This window comes from Lysinibacillus sp. FSL L8-0126, from assembly GCF_038630385.1.
Classification (GTDB): domain Bacteria; phylum Bacillota; class Bacilli; order Bacillales_A; family Planococcaceae; genus Lysinibacillus; species Lysinibacillus fusiformis_D.
Map to the genome: position 1 here is coordinate 3,039,984 of NZ_CP152028.1, position 21,531 is coordinate 3,061,514.

The 21,531-nt window shown below is 39.5% G+C and carries 26 protein-coding genes; 22 read left to right on the forward strand and 4 right to left on the reverse strand.

What is annotated here, in order from left to right:
• The first annotated feature begins 19 nt into the window (after positions 1 to 19).
• From mltG to mtnN, 8 genes are all read left to right on the forward strand, one after another.
• Positions 20 to 1,147 carry an endolytic transglycosylase MltG gene (mltG, locus tag MHI34_RS14825; RefSeq protein WP_036121947.1) on the forward strand — a complete coding sequence of 376 codons (1,128 nt, stop codon included), beginning with the start codon at positions 20 to 22 and terminating at the stop codon, positions 1,145 to 1,147.
• 285 nt (positions 1,148 to 1,432) lie between these two features.
• Positions 1,433 to 2,065 (forward strand): O-methyltransferase, encoded by a 633-nt coding sequence (locus MHI34_RS14830; protein WP_089933455.1) that lies wholly within the window; start codon positions 1,433 to 1,435, stop codon positions 2,063 to 2,065.
• Between the two features lie 5 nt (positions 2,066 to 2,070).
• A complete protein-coding gene (locus MHI34_RS14835) occupies positions 2,071 to 3,003 on the forward strand; it encodes a peptidase U32 family protein (RefSeq protein ID WP_342503582.1) in 933 nt (310 codons plus the stop codon).
• Positions 3,004 to 3,016: 13 nt separating this feature from the next.
• Positions 3,017 to 4,297: a U32 family peptidase gene (locus tag MHI34_RS14840; RefSeq protein WP_036121936.1), complete on the forward strand. Its 1,281-nt coding sequence runs from the start codon at positions 3,017 to 3,019 to the stop codon at positions 4,295 to 4,297.
• Positions 4,297 to 4,935 (forward strand): uridine kinase, encoded by a 639-nt coding sequence (udk, locus tag MHI34_RS14845; RefSeq protein ID WP_036121933.1) that lies wholly within the window; start codon positions 4,297 to 4,299, stop codon positions 4,933 to 4,935. The genes MHI34_RS14840 and udk overlap by 1 nt, the downstream gene beginning before the upstream one ends.
• Before the next feature lie 175 nt (positions 4,936 to 5,110).
• Positions 5,111 to 5,599 (forward strand): transcription elongation factor GreA, encoded by a 489-nt coding sequence (gene greA, locus MHI34_RS14850; RefSeq protein WP_036121930.1) that lies wholly within the window; start codon positions 5,111 to 5,113, stop codon positions 5,597 to 5,599.
• A 131-nt stretch (positions 5,600 to 5,730) separates the two neighbouring features.
• Entirely contained in the window at positions 5,731 to 6,390 is a 660-nt protein-coding gene (locus MHI34_RS14855; RefSeq protein ID WP_342503583.1) for a DUF1510 family protein, read from the forward strand.
• 59 nt (positions 6,391 to 6,449) lie between these two features.
• Positions 6,450 to 7,142, forward strand: a complete 693-nt coding sequence (gene mtnN, locus MHI34_RS14860) for a 5'-methylthioadenosine/S-adenosylhomocysteine nucleosidase (protein ID WP_036121923.1) — start codon at positions 6,450 to 6,452, stop codon at positions 7,140 to 7,142.
• A 329-nt stretch (positions 7,143 to 7,471) separates the two neighbouring features.
• Here the strand turns inward: mtnN and sigK are convergent, their stop codons facing one another.
• Together sigK and pssA are read right to left on the reverse strand one after the other, a co-directional pair.
• Entirely contained in the window at positions 7,472 to 8,179 is a 708-nt protein-coding gene (gene sigK, locus MHI34_RS14865; RefSeq protein WP_036121917.1) for an RNA polymerase sporulation sigma factor SigK, read from the reverse strand.
• An 86-nt stretch (positions 8,180 to 8,265) separates the two neighbouring features.
• Complete coding sequence (gene pssA / locus MHI34_RS14870; protein ID WP_051891644.1) at positions 8,266 to 8,766, reverse strand: CDP-diacylglycerol--serine O-phosphatidyltransferase; 501 nt, start codon at positions 8,764 to 8,766, stop codon at positions 8,266 to 8,268.
• 136 nt (positions 8,767 to 8,902) lie between these two features.
• Between pssA and MHI34_RS14875 the strand changes: the two genes are divergently transcribed.
• The 12 genes from MHI34_RS14875 (at position 8,903) to MHI34_RS14930 (ending at position 18,619) form a co-directional block, all read left to right on the forward strand.
• Positions 8,903 to 9,685, forward strand: coding sequence for a phosphatidylserine decarboxylase (locus MHI34_RS14875; protein ID WP_249646110.1), 783 nt, complete (start codon positions 8,903 to 8,905; stop codon positions 9,683 to 9,685).
• Positions 9,686 to 9,721: 36 nt separating this feature from the next.
• Positions 9,722 to 10,243 carry a YqeG family HAD IIIA-type phosphatase gene (locus MHI34_RS14880; RefSeq protein ID WP_249646111.1) on the forward strand — a complete coding sequence of 174 codons (522 nt, stop codon included), beginning with the start codon at positions 9,722 to 9,724 and terminating at the stop codon, positions 10,241 to 10,243.
• Complete coding sequence (gene yqeH, locus MHI34_RS14885; RefSeq protein WP_036121905.1) at positions 10,240 to 11,343, forward strand: ribosome biogenesis GTPase YqeH; 1,104 nt, start codon at positions 10,240 to 10,242, stop codon at positions 11,341 to 11,343. Before MHI34_RS14880 ends, yqeH begins: the two co-directional genes overlap by 4 nt.
• A 33-nt stretch (positions 11,344 to 11,376) precedes the next feature.
• A complete protein-coding gene (gene aroE / locus MHI34_RS14890) occupies positions 11,377 to 12,207 on the forward strand; it encodes a shikimate dehydrogenase (protein WP_036121902.1) in 831 nt (276 codons plus the stop codon).
• 5 nt (positions 12,208 to 12,212) lie between these two features.
• The gene (gene yhbY / locus MHI34_RS14895) at positions 12,213 to 12,515 is read left to right on the forward strand and encodes a ribosome assembly RNA-binding protein YhbY (protein WP_036121900.1); all 303 of its coding nucleotides are present in this window, start codon (positions 12,213 to 12,215) and stop codon (positions 12,513 to 12,515) included.
• Between the two features lie 9 nt (positions 12,516 to 12,524).
• The gene (locus tag MHI34_RS14900; RefSeq protein ID WP_141905133.1) at positions 12,525 to 13,115 is read left to right on the forward strand and encodes a nicotinate-nucleotide adenylyltransferase; all 591 of its coding nucleotides are present in this window, start codon (positions 12,525 to 12,527) and stop codon (positions 13,113 to 13,115) included.
• Positions 13,084 to 13,656, forward strand: coding sequence for a bis(5'-nucleosyl)-tetraphosphatase (symmetrical) YqeK (gene yqeK, locus MHI34_RS14905; RefSeq protein ID WP_342503584.1), 573 nt, complete (start codon positions 13,084 to 13,086; stop codon positions 13,654 to 13,656). Before MHI34_RS14900 ends, yqeK begins: the two co-directional genes overlap by 32 nt.
• Positions 13,653 to 13,997 carry a ribosome silencing factor gene (rsfS, locus tag MHI34_RS14910; protein WP_036121893.1) on the forward strand — a complete coding sequence of 115 codons (345 nt, stop codon included), beginning with the start codon at positions 13,653 to 13,655 and terminating at the stop codon, positions 13,995 to 13,997. Before yqeK ends, rsfS begins: the two co-directional genes overlap by 4 nt.
• A gap of 5 nt (positions 13,998 to 14,002) precedes the next feature.
• Entirely contained in the window at positions 14,003 to 14,743 is a 741-nt protein-coding gene (locus MHI34_RS14915; RefSeq protein WP_036121889.1) for a class I SAM-dependent methyltransferase, read from the forward strand.
• Between the two features lie 280 nt (positions 14,744 to 15,023).
• Entirely contained in the window at positions 15,024 to 15,653 is a 630-nt protein-coding gene (locus MHI34_RS14920) for a helix-hairpin-helix domain-containing protein (RefSeq protein WP_089933495.1), read from the forward strand.
• A 105-nt stretch (positions 15,654 to 15,758) separates the two neighbouring features.
• Positions 15,759 to 16,328 carry a ComE operon protein 2 gene (locus MHI34_RS14925; RefSeq protein WP_036121883.1) on the forward strand — a complete coding sequence of 190 codons (570 nt, stop codon included), beginning with the start codon at positions 15,759 to 15,761 and terminating at the stop codon, positions 16,326 to 16,328.
• A 143-nt stretch (positions 16,329 to 16,471) separates the two neighbouring features.
• Positions 16,472 to 18,619: a DNA internalization-related competence protein ComEC/Rec2 gene (locus MHI34_RS14930; protein WP_342504469.1), complete on the forward strand. Its 2,148-nt coding sequence runs from the start codon at positions 16,472 to 16,474 to the stop codon at positions 18,617 to 18,619.
• Between the two features lie 28 nt (positions 18,620 to 18,647).
• On the opposite strand, the gene MHI34_RS14935 is transcribed toward MHI34_RS14930, so the two are convergent.
• On the reverse strand, positions 18,648 to 18,785 hold the full coding sequence (locus tag MHI34_RS14935; RefSeq protein ID WP_036121877.1) for a YqzM family protein: 138 nt from the start codon (positions 18,783 to 18,785) through the stop codon (positions 18,648 to 18,650).
• A 165-nt stretch (positions 18,786 to 18,950) separates the two neighbouring features.
• Here MHI34_RS14935 and holA point away from each other — a divergent pair, with 165 nt between their 5' ends.
• Complete coding sequence (gene holA, locus MHI34_RS14940; RefSeq protein WP_342503585.1) at positions 18,951 to 19,961, forward strand: DNA polymerase III subunit delta; 1,011 nt, start codon at positions 18,951 to 18,953, stop codon at positions 19,959 to 19,961.
• A 95-nt stretch (positions 19,962 to 20,056) separates the two neighbouring features.
• Here the strand turns inward: holA and rpsT are convergent, their stop codons facing one another.
• Positions 20,057 to 20,305, reverse strand: a complete 249-nt coding sequence (gene rpsT, locus MHI34_RS14945; RefSeq protein WP_036121871.1) for a 30S ribosomal protein S20 — start codon at positions 20,303 to 20,305, stop codon at positions 20,057 to 20,059.
• Positions 20,306 to 20,468: 163 nt separating this feature from the next.
• On the opposite strand from rpsT, the gene gpr reads away from it, so the two are divergent.
• On the forward strand, positions 20,469 to 21,485 hold the full coding sequence (gene gpr, locus MHI34_RS14950) for a GPR endopeptidase (RefSeq protein WP_342503586.1): 1,017 nt from the start codon (positions 20,469 to 20,471) through the stop codon (positions 21,483 to 21,485).
• The last annotated feature ends 46 nt before the right edge of the window (positions 21,486 to 21,531 follow it).

Genomic DNA, 21,531 nt, shown 5'->3' on the forward strand with positions numbered 1-21,531 from the left:
AGTGATAGGGGGGAAACCCGTGGATAACGGTTCTAAAAAACAAGAAATGTTTTCAAAAATGCAGGAAAGAAAATCTGAGGTAAAAATCGTGAGAAAAATCGTTGCAATTATTGCGATTGTTTTCGTGCTTATAATCGGTGTTGTTGGTATCCTTGGGTACAACTATGTCAAGGGTGCATTAAAGCCACTCGATCCTAATGCGACGAAGACCATTGCTGTGGAAGTACCTATTGGTTCTAGTTTATCATCCATTTCCACGCTGCTAGAGAAAAAAGACGTCATTAAAGATGCACGTGTTTTTAAATACTATGCAAAATTTAAAAATGAATCTCAATTCCAAGCAGGAAATTATGATCTAACACAGGCGATGACATTCGATGAACTGATCGAAAGCTTGAAAACAGGGAAAGTCTACCGTAAGCCTGTCTTTACAATGACAGTTCCGGAGGGCTTAACACTTGAACAAATTGGGAATGTGATTGAAAAGAAAACACCATACACAAAACAGGAATTTATGGATCTTGTGACGAGTGATACATTTGTTCAGCAAATGATGGCCAATTATCCTGAACTTGTCACGGAGGCTGTGTTAGCGGATAATATTCGCTATGATTTAGAGGGCTATCTTTACCCAGCCACTTACTCTTACTATGAAGAAAAACCATCATTACAGGGAATTGTAGAAGAGATGATAGCGGCGATGAATAATGTGGTGAAGAACTATAGTGATGTTTTAGCAGAAAAACAAATGTCGGTGCATCAGCTGTTAACATTTGCCTCATTATTAGAAGAAGAAGCGACAGCTCAAACAGATCGAGAGACAATCGCAAGTGTCTTCTATAATAGAATAAATGAAGGCATGCCATTACAGACAGACCCGACCGTGTTATATGCACTTGGTGATCATAAAGATCGTGTGCTTTTTGAAGATTTAGAAGTGGATAATGCTTATAACACTTATAAAAATAAAGGCTTACCACCTGGACCAATCGCTGGTGCTGGTAAAACTTCTATTGAGGCAACATTAAATCCAAGTCAAACCGACTATTTCTATTTCTTAGCAGATAAAGAGGGTGTTAATCACTTCTCAAAAACATATGATGAGCATTTACAGAAAATAGCAAAATATTTACAAAAAGAAGAATAAGCGTTTAGGAAGAGCAAAAAGTATATAGCAAACAGATGGATAGAAGGAAAGAAAAATAGCTTTCCTTCTATTTTCATGCTATTATAAAGTGTGATTTTTGATCAATCCGTTCATTTATGCGGGACAAATATGCGTGGTAGCAATTGTTGGAGCATATCTAAACAATTGCTCATTTTTGTATGGCAAAGTACCAAGACATCACGTTTGGTCTTTTTCTTTTTGTTGATAAATGATGAAGTACAGACAACGGCAAACGCTCGTTGCCTTTTAAATGAGGGTGAAACAATGGAATTATCAGATGCATATATACAATCATTTATACAGCCACGTAATGAATTGCTTTTAGAGATGGAAGCATACGCGGAGGAGAATCATGTACCGATTATGCAATTAGCAGGTATTGACGCATTAAATCAACTGTTACGTATTCAAAATCCGTCAAAAATTTTAGAGATAGGCACAGCAATTGGCTATTCTGCTATTCGAATGGCAGAGGCATTGCCCAATGCCCAAATTGTTACAATTGAACGTGATCAAGAGCGTGTAACAAGGGCGAAAGCCTATATTCGACGTTCTACTGTATCAGATCGAATTACGGTCATTGAGGGTGACGCATTAGAGGTGAACGACGAGGCTATTGATACGACTTTCGATGCGGTCTTTATCGATGCCGCAAAGGGACAGTATCAACGCTTTTTTGAAAAATATGCCCCTTTAGTGAATTCAGGTGGGGTTTTGTATATCGATAATATGTACATGCATGGCCTGTCTGATTTAGAGCTGAAGGATGTGCCACGTCGTAAGCGGACAATGATTCGCAATTTAAAAAACTTCACAGATTGGATTATGCAGCACCCAGATTATACAAGTGCTTTTTTGCCAGTCGGTGACGGTTTATTACTATGTTTGAAGAGGTGACTACTATGAAAAAACCAGAATTGCTTGTGACACCACAATCTGTAGAACATATAAAAGCACTTTTAGAAGCTGGAGCAGATGCTTTTGTTATTGGTGAGCAACAATTTGGTCTACGTCTAGCTGGAGAGTTCTCTGTTGAAGAGGTGGAAGAAGCGACGAAGCTAATTCACGCAGCAGGTAAAAAGGTTTATGTTGCGGTCAATGCACTTTTTCATAATGAGAAACTAGAGGCACTGGCAGACTATTTAAAAGAAATGCAACGTATCGGAGTGGATCGTTTAATTTATGGTGATCCAGCGGTACTTATTATTCGCCGCGAGCAAGCCGTGACGATTCCATTACATTGGAATCCAGAAACGACTGCTACAAACTGGTTTACAGCGAATTACTGGGGGAAACGTGGTGCAAAGCGTGCCGTATTAGCACGTGAACTTTCTCTTGATGAAGTATTAGAAATTAAAGAAAATACTGAGGTGGAGATTGAGGTACAAGTACATGGCATGACGTGTATGTTCCAATCGAAACGCCCATTACTTGGTCATTATTTCTTATATCAAGATAAGGTGATGGCCATTGAAAACCGTCAAGAAAATCGTAATATGTTCCTACATGACGATGAGCGAAATAATAAATATCCTATTTATGAAGATGTCAATGGGACACATATTTTCAGTCCAAATGATATGTGTATAATTGATGAGCTTGGTGAATTATTCGAAGGTGGCATTGATGCCCTGAAAATCGAGGGTGTTCTACAAACACCAGACTATGTAGTAACGGTTACAGAAATCTATCGCAAAGCCATCGATACGTATTTTGATGAATCAGAAAACGCGTATGAAGAGATAAAAGATGATTTATTAGCACGAATTGAAGATATTCAACCAGCCATTAGACCATTAGATACAGGCTTTATCTTCAAGGAAACAGTTTACTAGGAGGGGCAATACCATGGCATTAGCATTAGAACAAAATGACAAAATCCGTGAGATTGTCGACGGTAAACGTGTCATTACTAAAAAACCAGAGCTACTTGCCCCAGCAGGTAGCTTAGAGAAATTAAAAGTAGCTGTTCATTATGGAGCAGATGCGGTATTTATTGGTGGACGAGAATTTGGACTACGTTCCAATGCAGACAACTTCTCGATTGAAGAGATGCGTGAAGGTGTCGAATTTGCCAAACAATATGGGGCAAAAATTTATGTCACGACAAATATTTTTGCTCACAATGAAAATATGGATGGCTTAGAGCGTTACTTAAAGGATATTGAATCAGCAGGCGTAACAGGAATTATCGTTGCAGACCCACTGATTATTGAAACATGTCGTACAGCAGCACCTAAGCTTGAAATTCATCTTTCTACACAGCAATCACTGTCCAATTGGAAGGCTGTTCAGTACTGGAAAGAAGAAGGCTTACATCGTGTCGTTTTAGCACGTGAAGTAGGCGGAGAAGAAATGAAGCTGATGAAGGAAAAGGTTGATATTGAAATTGAGGCTTTCGTTCATGGTGCAATGTGTATCGCCTACTCTGGTCGTTGTGTTCTGTCCAATCATATGACTGCTCGTGACTCTAACCGCGGTGGTTGCTGTCAATCATGCCGTTGGGACTATGATTTATATGAATTAGAAGATGGTGAAGAAAAAGCACTGTTCGATGACAATCACGCATCTTTTGCGATGAGTCCAAAAGATTTAAAATTAATCGAAGCAATTCCTCATATGATTGAGCTTGGGATTGATTCGTTAAAAGTTGAAGGTCGTATGAAATCCATTCATTATGTTGCGACAGTTGTTTCAGTGTACCGTAAAGTGATTGATGCTTACTGTGCAGATCCGGAAAACTTTAAAATTAAACGCGAGTGGCTCGAAGAATTGGATAAATGCGCCAACCGTGATACGGCTGAAGCATTCTTCCATGATGCACCTGGCTTCGAGGAGCAAATGTTTGGAGTACATGGTCGTAAAACAACGTATGAATTTGCAGGTCTTATTTTAGATCATGATCCAGAAACAAAAATAGTAACGATGCAACAACGAAATTATTTTAAACCTGGTGATGAAGTAGAATTCTTTGGTCCTGAAATTGAAAATTTCAGTTTAACAATGGGCGAAATTTGGGACGAGGATGGCAATAGCCTAGATGCTGCTCGTCATCCATTACAAATTGTGAAATTTAAATGTGACACACCTTTAAAACCGCATAATATGATGCGAAAGGAGAATAACTAATGGCAGCAAAGCGACCAGTTGTCATCGGAATCGCTGGTGGCTCATGCTCTGGAAAAACGAGTGTGACGCGCGCCATTTATGAAGTTTTCCGTGAGCATTCCGTTGTGGTGATTGAACAAGATTTTTATTATAAAGATCAAAGTCATTTAACATTTGAAGAACGCTTAGGAACAAACTACGATCATCCGTTGGCTTTCGATAATGATTTATTAATTGAGCACATAAAAAAACTGTTAGTGCGTCAACCAATTGAAAAACCTGTTTATGACTATGTGCAGCATACGAGAGCAGAAGAAGTGATCCATGTTGAACCAGTAGATGTTATTATCCTAGAAGGTATTCTAGTGCTAGAAGATGCTGATTTACGTGATTTAATGGATATTAAATTATTCGTAGACACAGACTCAGATTTACGAATTATTCGTCGTATCATGCGTGATATTAAAGAGCGTGGTCGTACAACTGATTCGGTTATTGAGCAGTATTTAGCAGCGGTTCGACCTATGCATAATTTATTTATTGAACCAACGAAACGTTATGCTGATATCATTATTCCAGAAGGCGGAGATAATGAGGTAGCAATTGATTTAATGGTAACGAAAATTAAAACTATTCTTGAAACCGACAACGTATTGTAATAAGATAGAATGGTATTGACAATATTTTCATGCATATTAAAAAAAAGCATGCATACTATTAGGTCAAAGCGTAATTTGAAAAAGTTTAAAAATAATAAAATTCGATTAAATGCATCTTCCGTGCATTTAGTCGAGTTTTATGTTTTTATATTGAAGAAACAAGGAGTGAAGGACTTTGGCAAATGAAAAACAGTACCCTATGACAGCTGAGGGAAAACGTAAATTAGAAGAAGAATTAGTAAAATTAGAAACAGAAACACGTAAAGAAATCGTTGAACGTATTAAAATAGCACGTGATTTTGGAGATCTATCTGAAAATGCTGAGTATGATTCAGCAAAAGAAGAGCAAGCCTTTTTAGAAGGTCGTATTTCTACATTAAAATCAATGATTCGTAACGCAGTGATTATTTCTGAGGATGAGACAGATAACAGTGTTGTATCACTTGGGAAAACGGTTACATTTGTAGAAATCATTAATGGTAAACCGTCATCAGATGAAGAATCGTATACAATTGTTGGTTCTGCTGAGGCAGATCCAATGGAATTCCGCATTTCAAATGAATCGCCAATTGCAAAGGGTCTACTTGGTCGTGCTGAAGGTGAAGAAGTTGCCGTACAAACACCTGGTGGCGAAATGAAAGTGAAAATTATTTCCATTAAATAATGTGTAAGTGTACAAGCAGTTAGCCTTAGGCTGACTGCTTTTAACATTCTTTGGCAATAAAATAGTGAGTATAATTATTTTGCAAGAGCTGTTGAACTTGATAGAATATTTGCTAGAGAGGGGGAGACATTATGAGTGAACGACAAACTCGAAGTAGTCGTCATTTGCAGCCATCTCGTAATAAAAAGCTAGATAAACTATTGAATGTTTTAATAGGTGTTGTGGTTGTACTTATTATTATTACAGCAACCTATGTGTTTAAATGGCAAGATGATGCAGATCAAGCAGTGAAAGATGAACCAGCTCAAGAGGAAAAGAGCGGTGATAACGAAAAAGAAGTAGATAAAGAACCTGCGAAAGAACAGGATAAAGATCTCGCTGTTGAAGAAGACAAAACTTCCGAGGAAGAATCGGAGCCTGATACATCTCAGGAAGAGCAAGGTACGCCAGAAGAGTCGACATCGGATAATCCAATTGTTGACAAGGTTATCACGAATAAAAATTGGCAGCCAACACCTACAACTCAAACAGGTCAGCATGTTTCTTCATATGATGACAAGTCTATAGACTGGGCTGAGAAGGTAGCCACTGTTTCGACTGTGACAGGCATCGAACAAAGCAATATGATTATTTGGCGTATGCAAAATAATGGTGGTCCTAATTCATCCGTTGCGACAGTTTCAACGAATGATAAATCTCAGATGTACCGTGTCAGTATGGAATGGGTTGAAAATGAAGGATGGAAGCCCGTGAAGTTAGAGCAACTTAACACATTAGAAGGCGCCTATTGACGAAAATCACTCTTTTGATTATTTTTAATAGAGTTGATAAAGAAGGGAAGTAACAGTACATGAAAATAGCAGTAATTGGCGCAATGGAAGAGGAAGTAGAGCTTCTAAGAGCAGCATTAAACGATGCACAAAGTACAATGATTGCAGGCAGTGAGTATACAACAGGGACTTATGAAGGCAAGGAAGTCGTGTTATTAAAAAGTGGTATTGGTAAGGTGAATGCTGCTATGTCTACGACAATCCTTTTACATGAGTTTAAGCCAGATGTTGTTATGAATACAGGCTCTGCAGGTGGATATGACGAGGCACTTGAGGTAGGCGCTATCGTCATTTCTGATGAAGTTCGCCACCATGATGTAGATGTCACAATTTTTGGCTATGAAATCGGACAGATGGCTGGGATGCCAGCAGCTTATAAATCAGATGAGAAATTGATGAAAGTCGCTGAGGAGGCCGTCAAGGCGGTTGGAGAGCATCAGTATGGCATCGGTTTAATTTGCTCTGGAGATGCTTTTATGAATGATCCTGAACGTGTAGAAGCGGTTCGTCGTCATTTCCCTCAAATGAAGGCTGTAGAAATGGAAGCGGCTGCGGTTGCTCAAGTATGTTATCAATTTGCTACACCTTTTGTTGTCATTCGTGCTTTATCAGATATTGCTGGGAAAGAATCGAATATTAGCTTCGATGAGTTTTTACCAGTTGCTGCAAAGCATTCGACACAAGTCGTTTTAAAAGCAATTGCCTCTCTATAAACTACACAAAATGGTCAAAATGTGCGTGTCATTCTGTGAGAAAAATCACAGTTAAAGCAATGGACAAATGCTACACTGACAGTAATAAATCTCTTCATAATAGAATGGGAGGCATTCATGATGTTATTTTTAACAGCGGGTGTAGTCATCATTACAACTTTAATAGGCACGTTGATTTCAGCAGAACTATCGGAGTCAGCGCATTAGTATGACGGGAAAGCTCCTTTGCGACATAGTCATGTCGCAGGGGAGCTTTTTATATGCCATGAAATAGGCACATCTTCCGCCAATGATGCATTGAATTTTTCTACTGTCCATTTTACAATATATTATTCAATAGACTTTTGGTCTCGTTTGTATAGTTGATAGAGTTTAATAAGTGCTCGCTTTTCAATGCGAGATACATAGCTGCGTGAGATATTTAAACGAGCAGCAATTTCCTTTTGTGTAAGGGCATCCTGTTGGTTTAAACCATAGCGTAGTGTCACAATTTCGAGCTCACGTTCATCAAGCATATGCAAATAGTGATATAACTGTGCCACATGTTCTTTATGCTCTAGTTTTTCTGTGGCGCTTTCTTCGTCACACTGAAGTAAATCACGAATTTGCAGTGCATTACCATCTTTATCAGTCCCAATAGGCTCAAACAGTGATACGTCTTTCTGCACTTTTTTTTGTGTGCGCAGATGCATTAAAATTTCATTTTCAATACAACGGGCTGCATATGTGGCAAGTCTAGTTTTTTTGTCAGGGGTATAGCTCTCGACAGCTTTCATTAGACCGATTGTTCCGATGGAAATATAATCATCTAGTTGTTCATGTTTTGGATGGAATTTTTTTACGACGTGCGCGACAAGCCTCATATTGCGTTCGATTAAGTCAAGACGTGCTTGCTCATCGCCACCTAAAAATCGTTCAATACAAGCAGCTTCCTCTTCTTTTGAAAAGGGTTTATGGAATGTTTGCCCCTTTAAGTAGCCAAGCAACGCAGGGATTTCAAGCCATAACTGCAACATTGATGTAAAAATTCCGCTCATTGAATGATTTCATCCTTTCCCCATTTTTCGACAGTATATGTTTAAAAGCTGTGGGAAATGAAAAAAGTGCAACAGCAAATGTGCTGTTACACTTTTTTTAACGTAAATGTACTAATCATGAGTAAAGCTAAGATGGGAAAAAGGAAAAGATAAAATGCCGGATGGAACGCATTGGCTGCGAAATACGTTAAAGTTAAGAACGTACCTGCAGCTGTAATTGGTAAACCTGTGAAATAACCATTCGCTTCACTAATATTGAAGCGAGCTAAACGCATCGCGCCACAGACGATAAATAATACGGCCATCATCATGCCGGCAAAACCAAAATCAACTAGAACAACTTCATACATTAATAATGCAGGTGCCACACCAAATGATATAATATCACTCATAGAATCTAATTGTTTACCTAACTCAGACACTTGTCCGAGTGCTCTCGCTACCTTACCATCGTAGCGATCAAGAAGGGCTGCAATAAAGATAAACAAGACACTATAGCTATAATATTCATGTAAAGTGGCCATAATAGCCGCGCCTCCAAAGGACATATTACTAATTGTGATGAAGTTAGCTGCGTGCGATTTCATTTTCTTAACCGTGGTATCCACCAACTTGTGATAAAAAAACAAGGGGGATCACTCCTTTGCACTTAAGATATTGTACCATTATACTTCGAATGCGAAAAAATTGACAGTCTAAATTAATGGATAGGGGTTTTACTGTATGAAAGAAAAACTATATCAACGCTTGATAGAACTAACGAATGGTAAGCAATCTTCCCATCTTTTGCAGGCAATTGCAAAAGCGAAGTGGAGTAAACGTATAATTCCAAGCTACATGAAGTTATACGATATTAACATTGAAGAAGTTTCAAAAAAACAACAACAATTTTCAAGTTTACATGATTTTTTCACAAGAGAACTTCTAGAAGAAGCTCGACCTATTGAAAAAAATCCAACGATTTATGTTAGCCCAGTAGATGCCAAGGTGGAATCTTTTGGTCGCATTGAATGGGATATGACATTTCTAGTTAAGGGTAAGCCCTATGCATTACAAGATTTACTAGGTAATACAGAGAGAGCCGCACAATATGCAGATGGTCATTTTATCGTATTTTATTTAAGTCCTGCTGATTATCATCGTATCCATAGTCCGATAGATGGGGAAGTAGTACGACAATATACACTTGGTCAGAAATCTTATCCCGTGAATCAGCTAGGTCTTACATACGGTAAAAAACCAATTTCTCATAATTATCGTTTAGTGACAGAGCTGAAAGCAGCCAATCAACAGCATGTAGCCTTTATTAAAGTTGGTGCGACTTTTGTTAATTCCATTGTGCTTACGAATACGACAACGAAATGGCGTAAAGGTCAGGAAGTTGGATATTTTTCATTTGGTTCCACAGTGGTTATGCTGTTTGAAAAGGATACGGTTGAATTTACGGATAATGTTGTACAGGGAAGCCCAATTCGAATGGGTGAAGCTTTTGCAAATATGCTATAATGGTCGAATAATACGTTAAGATTAGGGGTCGCTATTTTGTATAATTTTTTATTACCGAACGAATTTGTGACGAATATTTTTGAAATTACGCCGGAAAAGTTACAAGAATTAGGGATTAGAGGCATCATTACGGATTTAGATAATACGCTTGTTGAATGGGATCGCCCAGACGCAACAGAAGAGCTGATTATTTGGTTACGTATTATGAAAGAATCAGGTATTCGAGTTATTATTGCATCGAATAACAATGAAGCGCGTGTGAAGCATTTTGCTGAGCCATTAGATATCCCGTATATTCACAAGGCAAAAAAACCACTTCGTAATGCTTTTTATAATGCACTGATTCAACTAGGTTTACGCCCAAATGAAGTAGTCATGGTTGGAGATCAACTCCTGACTGATGTGATGGGCGCAAATCGTTTAGGCTTGCATACAGTGTTAGTAAAGCCTGTTGCACAATCAGATGGGCTGGTAACAAAATTGAATCGTTTCATTGAGCGTCGAGTATTTAATGATTTGAAACGTAAAGGAATAATAACTTGGGAGGAACAAGAATGATTGAAATGCCAAATTGTATTGGCTGTGGTACAACAATTCAAACAGAAGATAAAACAGCAGTTGGGTATGCACCCCCATCATCATTAGAAAAGGATGTGGTCATTTGCCAGCGCTGCTTCCGTTTGAAAAATTACAATGAAATTCAACCCGTGTCATTAACAGATGACGACTTTTTACGTATTTTAAACGGCCTTGGAACACAGCAGGGCTTAATCGTAAAAATTGTTGATATATTTGATTTCAATGGGAGCTGGCTACCTGGGCTTCACCGTTTTGTAGGGAAGAATCCTGTTCTTTTGATTGCCAACAAAGCAGATTTATTACCAAAATCAGTGAAACCGAAAAAAGTAATCAATTGGCTTAAACGCGAGGCAAAGGCACTAGGACTTCAGCCTATCGATGTTCTATTAGTCAGTGCCCATAAAGGCAAGGGAATGGCGGAAGCAATGGAGGCCATCGACGAGTACCGTAACGGACAAAATGTCTATGTTGTAGGTTGTACAAATGTTGGGAAATCTACATTCATTAACCGTATTATTAAACAGGCTACAGGAGAAGGGGAAGTCATTACAACGTCACACTTCCCTGGTACTACTTTAGACATGATTGACATTCCACTGGATGATGGTAGTGCATTATATGATACGCCTGGTATTATTAATCATCATCAAATGGCTCATCATATTGATTCAAGTGAATTAAAATATATTATGCCGAAAAAGGAAATTAAACCGAAAGTCTACCAGCAAAATCCTGGACAGTCCCTATTTATTGGGGCATTGGCGAGATTTGACTTTATCCAGGGAGAGCGTTCAGCCTTTACAATCCATGTGGCAAACGATCTACCGATTCACCGTACAAAGCTTGAGAAGGCCGATACATTATATGCAGAACATAAAGGCGAGCTTCTGGCACCTCCAACTGCAGATTTTATCGACCAACTTCCACCATTGGTACGTCATGAGTTTTCCATCAAAGAAGCGAAAACAGACGTTGTATTTTCTGGCCTGGGCTGGATTACAGTACAGCATGCTAATGTAGTCGTAGCAGCCTACGCGCCAAAAGGTGTACAAGTTTCAATTCGTCCTTCATTAATCTAAACAGAAGGATGTAGTAGAGAGAGGGACTAGAAAATGAAGAAATGGTTTGCAGTTATGGGTGATCCAATTGAACATTCAAAATCACCGGCCATGCACAATGCTTGGTTTGAGGACATGTCAATAGATGCGACATATATTCCTTTGCATGTACCTTCTGATCAATTAGAATCAGCAGTTGCTGGTTTGAAAACATTAGGGGCGAGTGGCTGGAACGTGACAATTCCTCATAAGACAGCAATCATTCCATATTTAGATGAGCTAGATGAGCTGGCGCAAAAAATGGGCGCAGTGAATACAGTCGTACGAACAAAAGAGGGAAAGCTGAAGGGCTATAATACAGATGGGATTGGCTTTGTTCGCTCACTAGAAGAAGCCGTTGGTGTATCTCGAAAGGACAAGCCTGTATTACTTGTTGGTGCTGGTGGCGCTGCTCGCGGTATTGCCTTTGCTATGCAGCAACAAGGCTATCACCATTTAACTATCGCCAATCGTACGGTGGCAAATGCCCAAGCGATAATTGATGAAATGGATATGGGTCGTGCGATGTCATTACAAGAAGCAGAAGAAACATTAGCTGATTTCGGCATTATTGTGCAAATGACATCGGCTGGCCTTGCTACGGGCAATTTTTCTATGCCATTTTCATTAGATCGACTTGCGAAAGGAGCAATTGTTGCGGATATTGTGTATAATCCATTAATGACGCCTTTTTTACAAGCGGCTGAAGAAAAAGGAGCAACGATTGTCACAGGCTTAGGGATGTTTGTCCATCAAGGAGCCATTGCTTTTGAACACTGGTTAGGAAACTATCCAAACACAAATTCAATGATTGCGCAGCTTAAGGCGCAATTAGGAGGAAACTAATTTTTATGTTAACAGGTAAACAGAAACGTTTTTTACGTGCAGAGGCACATCATTTAACACCTATTTTCCAAGTAGGAAAAGGTGGAGTTAATGACGAAATGACAAAGCAAATTCGTGAGGCATTAGAAGTACGTGAACTGATTAAAGTGCGTATTTTAGATAACTGTGAAGAGGACAAACATGAAGTTGCTGAATCACTGGCAACAGGTGCTCGTGCGGAGCTTGTCCAATTAATCGGTCTGACAGTTGTTTTATATAAAGAGTCACGCAATCATAAAAAGATTGTATTACCAAAAGCAACGAAATAAGGTGAGACGATGAAAAGGGTCGGTTTACTAGGTGGCACATTTAACCCACCACATATAGGGCATCTCATGATGGCTAATGAGGTTTTTCATGCGCTAGAGCTTGATGAAATCCGTTTTATGCCAAATGCTATACCACCACATAAGCAGGCACGATTTGATGCTAGTAATGTCGAACGACTCGAAATGGTGAAGCGTGCAATTCGTCCATTTCCTTATTTTTCAGTAGAGTCGTATGAGGTTGAGAAGGGTGGCGTATCCTATTCCTATGAGACACTTTCTGCCTTGTGTAGAAGAGAACCGGATGTGAAATTTTACTTTATCATCGGTGGCGATATGATTGATTCGCTACATACATGGCATTGTATTGATGATTTAGTAAAAATCGTGCGGTTTGTCGGAGTAAAGCGTCCAGGAACAGCGGCGACAACAGAGTACCCTATAAGTATGGTGGAAGTGCCTCAAATCGATTTATCGTCCACACTGATTCGTGAACGCCTTGCGACTGGGGGAACGGTAACATTTTTATTACCAGAAGCGGTAGAGACGTTCATACGAGAGGAAGGTCTTTATGGAACGCGAACAGTATTTAGCGGCGATTAAGCCAAGAATGCCTGAAAAACGTTATATTCATACAATCGGTGTAATGGAAACAGCCATCGATTTAGCACAAAAATATGGCGAGGATGTTAAAAAAGCTGAAATAGCAGCAATCCTCCATGATATTGCTAAATATGATGACATTGAATGGATGGAGAATATCGTTCGTGATGAAAATTTAGATCCACAATTAATTGGCTGGGGCAGTGAATTACTCCACGGCCCAGTCGGTGCCTATATAGCGCAAAGTGAGTTTGGCATCACAGACGATGAGTTGTTAAATGCGATTCGTTTCCATACAACGGGACGCGTTGGGATGAGTCGTTTAGAAAAAATCATTTTTGTCGCAGATATGATTGAGCCAAACCGTCGATTTGATGGTGTGGAGCGTCTGCGAAAGAAGGCGCAAAAAAATTTGGATAAGGCGATGAGTGCATGTGTACGCCATACTTTGGCATTTTTAATAGACACAAAGCAACCAATTTATCCTTTATCAATAGAATGTTATAACGATACGATGAACAGAGAGGATAGTGAAGGATGACTTCAACTTTATTACAAGCAGCGTACAAAGCAATTGACGACAAACATGGTGAGGATATTGTCGTTTTAAATATGCAAGGAATTTCCCTTTTAGCAGATTATTTTATCATCGCCCATGGTAACTCTGACCGCCAAGTGCAAGCAATCGCGCGTGAGTTACAGGATATAGCAGAACAACAAGGCTATGAAATTCGTCGTGTCGAAGGTTTCGATGCAGCTCGTTGGGTACTTGTTGACCTTGGAGATGTAGTGGCGCACGTATTCCATAAGGATGAGCGTGCTTATTATAATTTAGAACGTCTATGGGGCGATGCACCGCAGCTAGACATGCCAGAGGCCTAAGCTAAGTGAGTAGTTACGAACGCTTTGCCCATGTCTATGATGAGCTACAAACGGATATTCCTTACAATCTTTATGTAGATTGGGTTGTACAGCATGCACCATGCAGCCAATACCCCACACTTTTAGATATTGGTTGTGGTACAGGTGTGCTTAGCTTGTTATTCGCCCATGCTGGTTATAAGGTCAGCGGAGTCGACTTATCAGAAGAGATGCTGTCCATCGCAGCAAAACGCTTTGCTGATGCAGGCTACCAAGCCCCGTTATATTGTATGTCGATGGACGAATTAGATGGCTTTGAGGCGTTAGATGTTGTGACGATTACCATTGACTCCCTTAATTATGTTGTAGAGGAGCAAGCCGTCTATACAACATTAGAACGTATTTATCATGCTTTACGTGATGGAGGACAGCTGTTTTTTGATGTTCATTCATTATTTAAGATGAATGAGATTTTTTTAGACGGACCGTTTACGTATGATGATGGGGACATTAGTTATGTATGGCATACAGCGCCAGCTGATTTCGAGCATTCTGTTACACATCAAATGACCTTTTATGTGCGAGATATCGCAAGTGAGTTATATGAACGTTTTGATGAAGAGCATTTACAACGTACTTTCTCAATAGAGCAGTATATGGCTTGGCTGCGCGCCATTGGTTTTCATGATGTGGAAATCACAGCTGATTTTACGGATGAAGCACCTGAATATGAAAGCGAACGCATTTTTATTCGTGCGGTGAAATAAAGAAAACGGAGCCACACTGTCCCCCAATGGGCAGTGTGGCTCTTTTGGTGGATAGAAAGGCTAAAGTGAAGGATAGCGTGCTTAAATCAGTGGATAGAAAAGCGAAAGCGAAGGATAGCAAGCTTAAATCGGTGGGATAGCAAGGCGAAAGCGAAGAATAGCTCTCTTAAGCAGGTCAATAGAATCTCCTGATATTTATTATTATTTTCAATCAACAAGTCATAGTGTATGATGTAGATAACTCCATATGATGACCTTTTGCAAGGAAAGGATGGGTGCTATGCTCCAATCTTTATGGCAAAAGTATAAAAAAAGTATGTTATTCCCCAGCATACTGGTAGTCAGTGGACTTTGTTACTTCTATTTTTCGAGTTTTGACTCTTCACCTCCCCAAGAAGAGCTCATCGAGACAATCCAATCGTTTGCAGAAAAAAATCATAGTGAAACTGCTGAAGAAGCGGTGATTCAGCAGATATTTGTTGATATAAAGGGTGCTGTGATGTATCCAGGCGTTTATGAGCTTCAGCAAGACCAACGCATAAAAGATGCTGTCGAGCTTGCAGGTGGCTATACAGAGCATGCTGACACACAGCGCATGAATCATGCGCAAAAAGTGCAGGATGAAATGGTGATTTATATTCCCACAAAGGGTGAACAGCTAGAAGATGGAGCTACAACTCTTTTAACAATACCTACTGAAAGTGCTCCTAAAGAGCAGAAGATTAATATTAATCAAGCCGATATAGCAATTCTAGCAACCTTACCAGGAATCGGCCCCTCGAAAGCGCAAAGTATTCTTACGTATCGAGAGGAACACGGACACTTTCAAGCGATCGAAGACTTAAAAAATGTAAGTGGTATTGGTGATAAAACATTTGAGAAGCTAAAAGATGCGATTACTGTAAAGTAAACGTTTTACAGGATGTAATATTGACGCCTCTTTTCTATAAGGGATACACTATAGTAGAAAAGCAAGAGAAATATAATTTGTAAGCCAATTTTTGGAGGTAATCATATGGAGCGAATTACTTGGGATCAATTTTTTATGGCACAGAGCCATTTACTCGCATTACGTAGTACATGTACAAGACTAGCAGTAGGAGCAACTGTTGTGCGTGAAAAACGCATCATTGCAGGCGGTTATAACGGTTCCATTATAGGAGACGAACATTGTATTGAACAAGGATGCTATGTAGTTGACAACCATTGTGTGCGTACGGTGCATGCTGAAATGAATGCCTTGCTGCAATGTGCTAAATATGGAACACCGACAAAAGGTGCTGATTTGTATGTAACACATTTCCCATGTCTACCATGTACAAAATCCATTATTCAAGCGGGCATTGAACGTGTCTATTACGCAACAGATTATAAAAATAATCCCTATGCCCAGGAATTATTTGCAAAAGCGGGCGTGGAAGTTGTCCATGTACCCTTTGATGACCGTAAAATCGATTTTTTACGAGATGAAAAACTAGCCTTGTACACAGAAATGCTTCATGAGCTTCGCGAGAGTGGCGTGCCAGCCGAAAAGTTGCTCCCATATGAACAGAAGGTGAGTGCATTATTTGGCATCGAGCTTTAAAGCATAAATGGATCCTTGTAGCTCTTGCTGTACTTATAGCGGCTATTGCAGCACACTCGTCAGCATGGCTACTCACTTTTTTATTGCTTTTAGCCCTGTGGCTCATCTTAAAAGGTGAGTCATGTTTTCTTGTGACGTTTGTAATGATAAGTGCTTTATTCGCTTATTTTTTTCTTTCTACCTATCAACTGACGGAACCTTCCCCCTTACCAAAAACCTTCCCTATAACCTGGTCAAACGATTATAAAATAAACGGCCAAAAACTCCGTGGTTTTGCTACAACTACAAATCGTCAAAAGCTTTATGTGATATATACCTTTTCATCAGAGCAAGAAAAAAGTTTGTATGAAAATACTTCATTAGCAGGCAAAACATATCTTGCCAGGGGTGAGCTTGTAGCACCGTCTCCATCTGCGCATGCTTATGCATTTTCAATGACTGACTATTTAACAAGCAAGGGAGCAACAGGCATTGTGGAAATCGCTAGCTGGCGTTATGTCGAAAAGCAGTCTTCCATCTTCACCTTTTTGGCTGAAATAAGACACAGTATGAAAAAACATATAGAAAGAACCTTTCCAAAAGCCCTTGTAGCAGAGGCACAAGCACTTCTGATAGGGGCACAAGATCAAATGGAGGGTGAACTGCAGCGTGCCTATCAAAAGCTTGGTATCACCCATTTGTTTGCGATTTCTGGCCTACATGTCGCACTCGTGTCTTGGTTATTCTTTGAAGGCTTACTTCGAATAGGCATACGCAAAGAAATGGCTACGGCTGCACTACTGATCCTTTTACCCGTTTATGGGGTCATTGCAGGAGGTGCACCTTCTGTTTGGCGTGCAGTCTCTGTAGTTGAACTAATGATGTTACTGCGCTTTTTGAAGTGGACTCTTTCAATAGATGATGCACTAGCCATTAGCTTTATAGGCTTCGTTATGCTTGAACCAGGTGTCATTTTTCAAATTGGCTTTCAACTGTCCTATTTAGCTGCCGCTAGTTTGGTTTATTCAGGTATCATTTTCAAACAGACGGGGAATTGGCTCAGTCGTTCTTTTTTCGTCACATTTGTCTGCCAGCTGCTCGTTTATCCTCTATTACTTCATCATTTTTATGAATTATCTATGTCCTCGTTTTTTGTCAATATTCTGTTTGTTCCATTGTTTTCCTTTGTTATATTACCATTTAATATTGTAGTGTTTATGTTATCCTATATTTCCTTACCGCTTGCCAATATGCTATTTGCTGGCTACGAACCGCTACGTAATGGACTGACCCATATGATTATGGAGATGCAGGAGCTACCATTTCAATTATGGTCACCGGGTAAGCCAACGATCTGGCTTAGCTGTGTAGCACTGCTAAGTGTTTTAGCAAGCTTATATTACTTAGAAACGAGAAGGTTCAGGAAGGCTATTGTCGCACTTGTTATTCCCGCCATTTGGATTCATCTGTCACCCATGCTGTCTAACGAAACACAGATCACATTTTTAAATGTAGGACAGGGAGACAGTATCGTTATTGAATTGCCTTTTAGAAAAGCTGTCTATGTCATTGATGCGGGTGGGGTACTACGCTTTGAACAGGAGCAGTGGGAAAAAGCAGATAGTCCTTATGAGGTAGGGAAGCAAGTTGTAGTGCCATTTTTAAAAGCTAAAGGAATACGCACCATCGATATTTTTATCGCCACCCATGCGGATGCAGATCATATAGAAGGTGCCGAAGAGGTTTTACAAGAGATTAAGATGAAGGAAATACACGTGACACCAAGTTCTTTACAGCAGCCTTTAATGCAAGAATTATTGCTAGAAGCAAATAAGCACAATGTACCTGTTAAAGAAAAGATGATGGGGACAGCATGGCATAGTGGTGGAACAAATTTTTATTATTTATCGCCTGATGACACCCTTTATGAAGGAAACGATGATTCCCTCGTATTGTACATGCAACAGAACGACTTTACAGCGTTATTTACAGGTGACTTGGAACAATATGGTGAACAACAGCTAATCAAGCGTTATGGGCATCTATTAGCCAATCTAACATTGCTGAAAGCGGGACATCATGGCAGTAAGACATCTAGTTCAGAAGCCTTTGTTGAGCTGCTCCAGCCCGAATTAACGGTTTTCAGTGCAGGTCTCCATAATCGCTATGGTCATCCACATGAAGAAGTAGTACAACGTTTTGTCAGTCGCAATTTAGCGACTTTGACAACAGGGGTGGATGGAACCATTGAAATACGTATTCGTGCTAATGGTTGGTCTGCTGCAGTAAATGAAAAAGGCCTTGTCCAATGACCAAGGCCTTTTTCCTGCATAAGTCCAATTACTGTGATACGAATTCTACTATAGTTGCAATAATAAACATAATTGTGAAAACGCCAAATGATACACCGAAGCCAACACCAGAATCGATGGCATCGTTACGTCGACATTGTATGTTCTTTCCTTCAAATGGATTCATTGTTATCCCTCCAATTCTGTTATTTATTATAAGACAACATGGTCATAAAAGCTATATCGAAAAGGAGAATTCCCAGTCTGGCAAGGAATAGACACAATTCGGTCAAAGTCACAAAGGACCATGAAATCATGTATACTAATAGTATTGCTAGATGGAGGGAAAATTATGATTTCAAAGGTTTGGAATACAATAAAAAAAGGTGAGCTGGCACCGGTTTATTTACTTGTTGGTGAAGAAAGCTATTTTATAGATGAAACCATTAAACGTTTAAAAGAAGCGATGGGGTCAGAAGAAGAGCTGGAAATGACCGCATTTGATTTAGAAGAGGTGCCAGTAGATGTGGTTATGGATGAAGCAGATACGATTCCTTTTTTCTCAGAACGTAAGCTTATTATTGCTAAAAACGCTTCGTTTTTAAAAGCAACTGAGAAAGGGAAAGAAAAAATCGATCATGATGTAAAACGTTTGGAAACGTGGTTATCGAATCCATCTGATTTCTCCGTAACGGTTTTTATTGCCCCTTATGAAAAATTAGATGAACGTAAAAAAGTGACCAAAATGCTCAAAGAGCATGCATTACTTGTACAAGCCGAAACCCCAAAAGAGCAGGATTTAGCCGTATGGATTCAAGGCGTTGTCAAGGCACAGGGCAACAGCATCACACAAGAGGCTATTGAGCTGCTTGTAACGATGGTGGGCGCCAACATGCTGCAATTGCAGATGGAAATTGACAAGCTTACCCTCTATTTAGGTGAGGGTGGAGAAATTACAGCTTCGTTAGTGGAGGATCTAGTAGCAAAAACATTGGAGCAAGATGCCTTTAAAATGCTCAATGCTTATTTGGCTAATGATTCGGTCAGCGCTTTGTCCATTTATCATGATTTATTACGGCAAAAACAAGAGCCTATTATGTTAGTTGGCTTGCTTGCATCCAATGTTCGTACCATGTCCAATGTTTTTTATTTGTTGAAGAAAGGATATCATCCACAACAAATCGCCAAAAATTTAAAAATTCACCCGTATCGTGTCAAACTCATGACTGAGCAGCGTCATCGCCCATCAGAAGAAAGTTTATTGAGAGCATTATATCAACTAGCTGAGGTTGATTTACAGCTGAAATCGACTGGTGGTAATCGAGAGAGACATTTAGAATTATTTCTATTACGTCAACTGTAACATAAAAAGCTGTCCAATAAAGGGCAGCTTTTGTGTTATCTATCGAAATGAAAAAGATCAGCTACTCCTAATAGAGTATCTGATCCTTTAAACAATTACGCTTTTTTAGCAAGGCGAGACTTTTTACGAGCCGCCGCGTTTTTGTGGATAAGTCCTTTTGAAGCTGCTTTATCTAATGATTTGAAAGCTGCTTGTAAAAGTTCTTGTTTGTTTTCAGCGTTTGCAACAACAGCGTTTTCAGCTTTTTTCACTGTAGTACGCATTGCAGATTTAGCTTGAGAATTAGCAATGTTTGCTTTTTCGTTAACTTTTACGCGTTTAATCGCAGATTTAATGTTTGGCATATATTTCACCTCCTAAATTAGGTACGAGATGATATCTTCTCATTGATTTCTTGTGTTAATACAACAAAAATCATTTTAACAAACGCTTGACCAAATTGCAATAGATAAATGCAAAGAATATTTACTTGACAGTTTGAACAAACTACAGCTTGAGGTGAACTGTATGCAAAATTTTAATTGGCAACGAACAGATTTAATCGATGAATCTGAAGAGGTAGTTGTCCATCAGACCAAAGAACAAAAAGAAAAGCTAGAACAATCGAGTGGCGTTCAAATAGAAGATCGGAATGCTGGTCGAGTGAAAATTACAGATGTCCTTGTAGATGCTGAGGGTGAAAAGCAAATTGGCAAAAAAGAAGGGCAGTATATTACACTTTCTGTCCCAACACTGACATTAGAAGATCAAGATGGCTTTGCACAGCTTGAGCAAGAATTACTTGTGAATTTTAAAAACATGCATGAATCACTTTCTTGGCAAGAAGTTGATAAAATTTTAATTGTTGGTTTGGGCAATCGTACCATTACACCTGATGCCATAGGTCCTTATTTAATTGATCATCTGCATAGCTTAGATGTGATAGATGAAAAGTTTGTCATGTATGCGCCAGGTGTTACAGGGCAAACGGGCTATGAAACAGGGGAGTTTGTGGCTGCGATTGCTGAGCGTCTACAACCAAAATTAATTATTGTGGTTGATGCGCTTGCTACAAGGGCGAGTAATCGTCTTTGTAAAACAATTCAATTAACAGATACGGGCATCCATCCTGGCTCAGGTGTAGGCAATCAACGGCAAGAAATTTCCTATGAGATGCTAGGGATTCCTGTAACGGCAATTGGTATCCCAACAGTAGTAGATGCACCTGTATTAATTGCTGATGCGGTAGAAACGATGCTTCGCTCGATAGCTGCTCGTGTAGCTGAGCGCAGTAAACCATCATCGAAGCTCTCTTTGTCCTCTTGGCAACCCGATATCAATAAAGAGCTTGATATGACGTTAGTACAACCTATTTTTGGAGAATGGGCGACATGGACGAAGGAGGAACGTCAGCAGCTGTTTGAAGAAACCTTCGCTGGCTCACATACACAATTGATGGTTACACCAAAGGAAGCAGACTATTGGATTGATCGCTATGCAAAACTAGTGGCTTCCATGCTAATGAACTGGGCAAGTGATTTATAATAAAGGCTAAAAAAATGTTCTTGATAGACCTTCTAAAACACTCAGA

Coding starts and splice junctions, on each gene's coding strand:
- holA (WP_342503585.1), top strand. CDS start 18,951: ATGATTTCAAAGGTTTGGAATACAATAAAAAAAGGTGAGCTGGCACCG.
- gpr (WP_342503586.1), top strand. CDS start 20,469: ATGCAAAATTTTAATTGGCAACGAACAGATTTAATCGATGAATCTGAA.
- MHI34_RS14900 (WP_141905133.1), top strand. CDS start 12,525: ATGAAAAGGGTCGGTTTACTAGGTGGCACATTTAACCCACCACATATA.
- MHI34_RS14835 (WP_342503582.1), top strand. CDS start 2,071: ATGAAAAAACCAGAATTGCTTGTGACACCACAATCTGTAGAACATATA.
- aroE (WP_036121902.1), top strand. CDS start 11,377: ATGAAGAAATGGTTTGCAGTTATGGGTGATCCAATTGAACATTCAAAA.
- MHI34_RS14925 (WP_036121883.1), top strand. CDS start 15,759: ATGGAGCGAATTACTTGGGATCAATTTTTTATGGCACAGAGCCATTTA.
- yhbY (WP_036121900.1), top strand. CDS start 12,213: ATGTTAACAGGTAAACAGAAACGTTTTTTACGTGCAGAGGCACATCAT.
- udk (WP_036121933.1), top strand. CDS start 4,297: ATGGCAGCAAAGCGACCAGTTGTCATCGGAATCGCTGGTGGCTCATGC.
- mtnN (WP_036121923.1), top strand. CDS start 6,450: ATGAAAATAGCAGTAATTGGCGCAATGGAAGAGGAAGTAGAGCTTCTA.
- rpsT (WP_036121871.1), bottom strand. CDS start 20,305: ATGCCAAACATTAAATCTGCGATTAAACGCGTAAAAGTTAACGAAAAA.
- MHI34_RS14935 (WP_036121877.1), bottom strand. CDS start 18,785: ATGAATCCATTTGAAGGAAAGAACATACAATGTCGACGTAACGATGCC.
- pssA (WP_051891644.1), bottom strand. CDS start 8,766: ATGAAATCGCACGCAGCTAACTTCATCACAATTAGTAATATGTCCTTT.
- yqeK (WP_342503584.1), top strand. CDS start 13,084: ATGGAACGCGAACAGTATTTAGCGGCGATTAAGCCAAGAATGCCTGAA.
- MHI34_RS14830 (WP_089933455.1), top strand. CDS start 1,433: ATGGAATTATCAGATGCATATATACAATCATTTATACAGCCACGTAAT.
- MHI34_RS14920 (WP_089933495.1), top strand. CDS start 15,024: ATGCTCCAATCTTTATGGCAAAAGTATAAAAAAAGTATGTTATTCCCC.
- yqeH (WP_036121905.1), top strand. CDS start 10,240: ATGATTGAAATGCCAAATTGTATTGGCTGTGGTACAACAATTCAAACA.
- MHI34_RS14855 (WP_342503583.1), top strand. CDS start 5,731: ATGAGTGAACGACAAACTCGAAGTAGTCGTCATTTGCAGCCATCTCGT.
- MHI34_RS14875 (WP_249646110.1), top strand. CDS start 8,903: ATGAAAGAAAAACTATATCAACGCTTGATAGAACTAACGAATGGTAAG.
- sigK (WP_036121917.1), bottom strand. CDS start 8,179: ATGAGCGGAATTTTTACATCAATGTTGCAGTTATGGCTTGAAATCCCT.
- rsfS (WP_036121893.1), top strand. CDS start 13,653: ATGACTTCAACTTTATTACAAGCAGCGTACAAAGCAATTGACGACAAA.
- MHI34_RS14930 (WP_342504469.1), top strand. CDS start 16,472: ATGATAAGTGCTTTATTCGCTTATTTTTTTCTTTCTACCTATCAACTG.
- MHI34_RS14840 (WP_036121936.1), top strand. CDS start 3,017: ATGGCATTAGCATTAGAACAAAATGACAAAATCCGTGAGATTGTCGAC.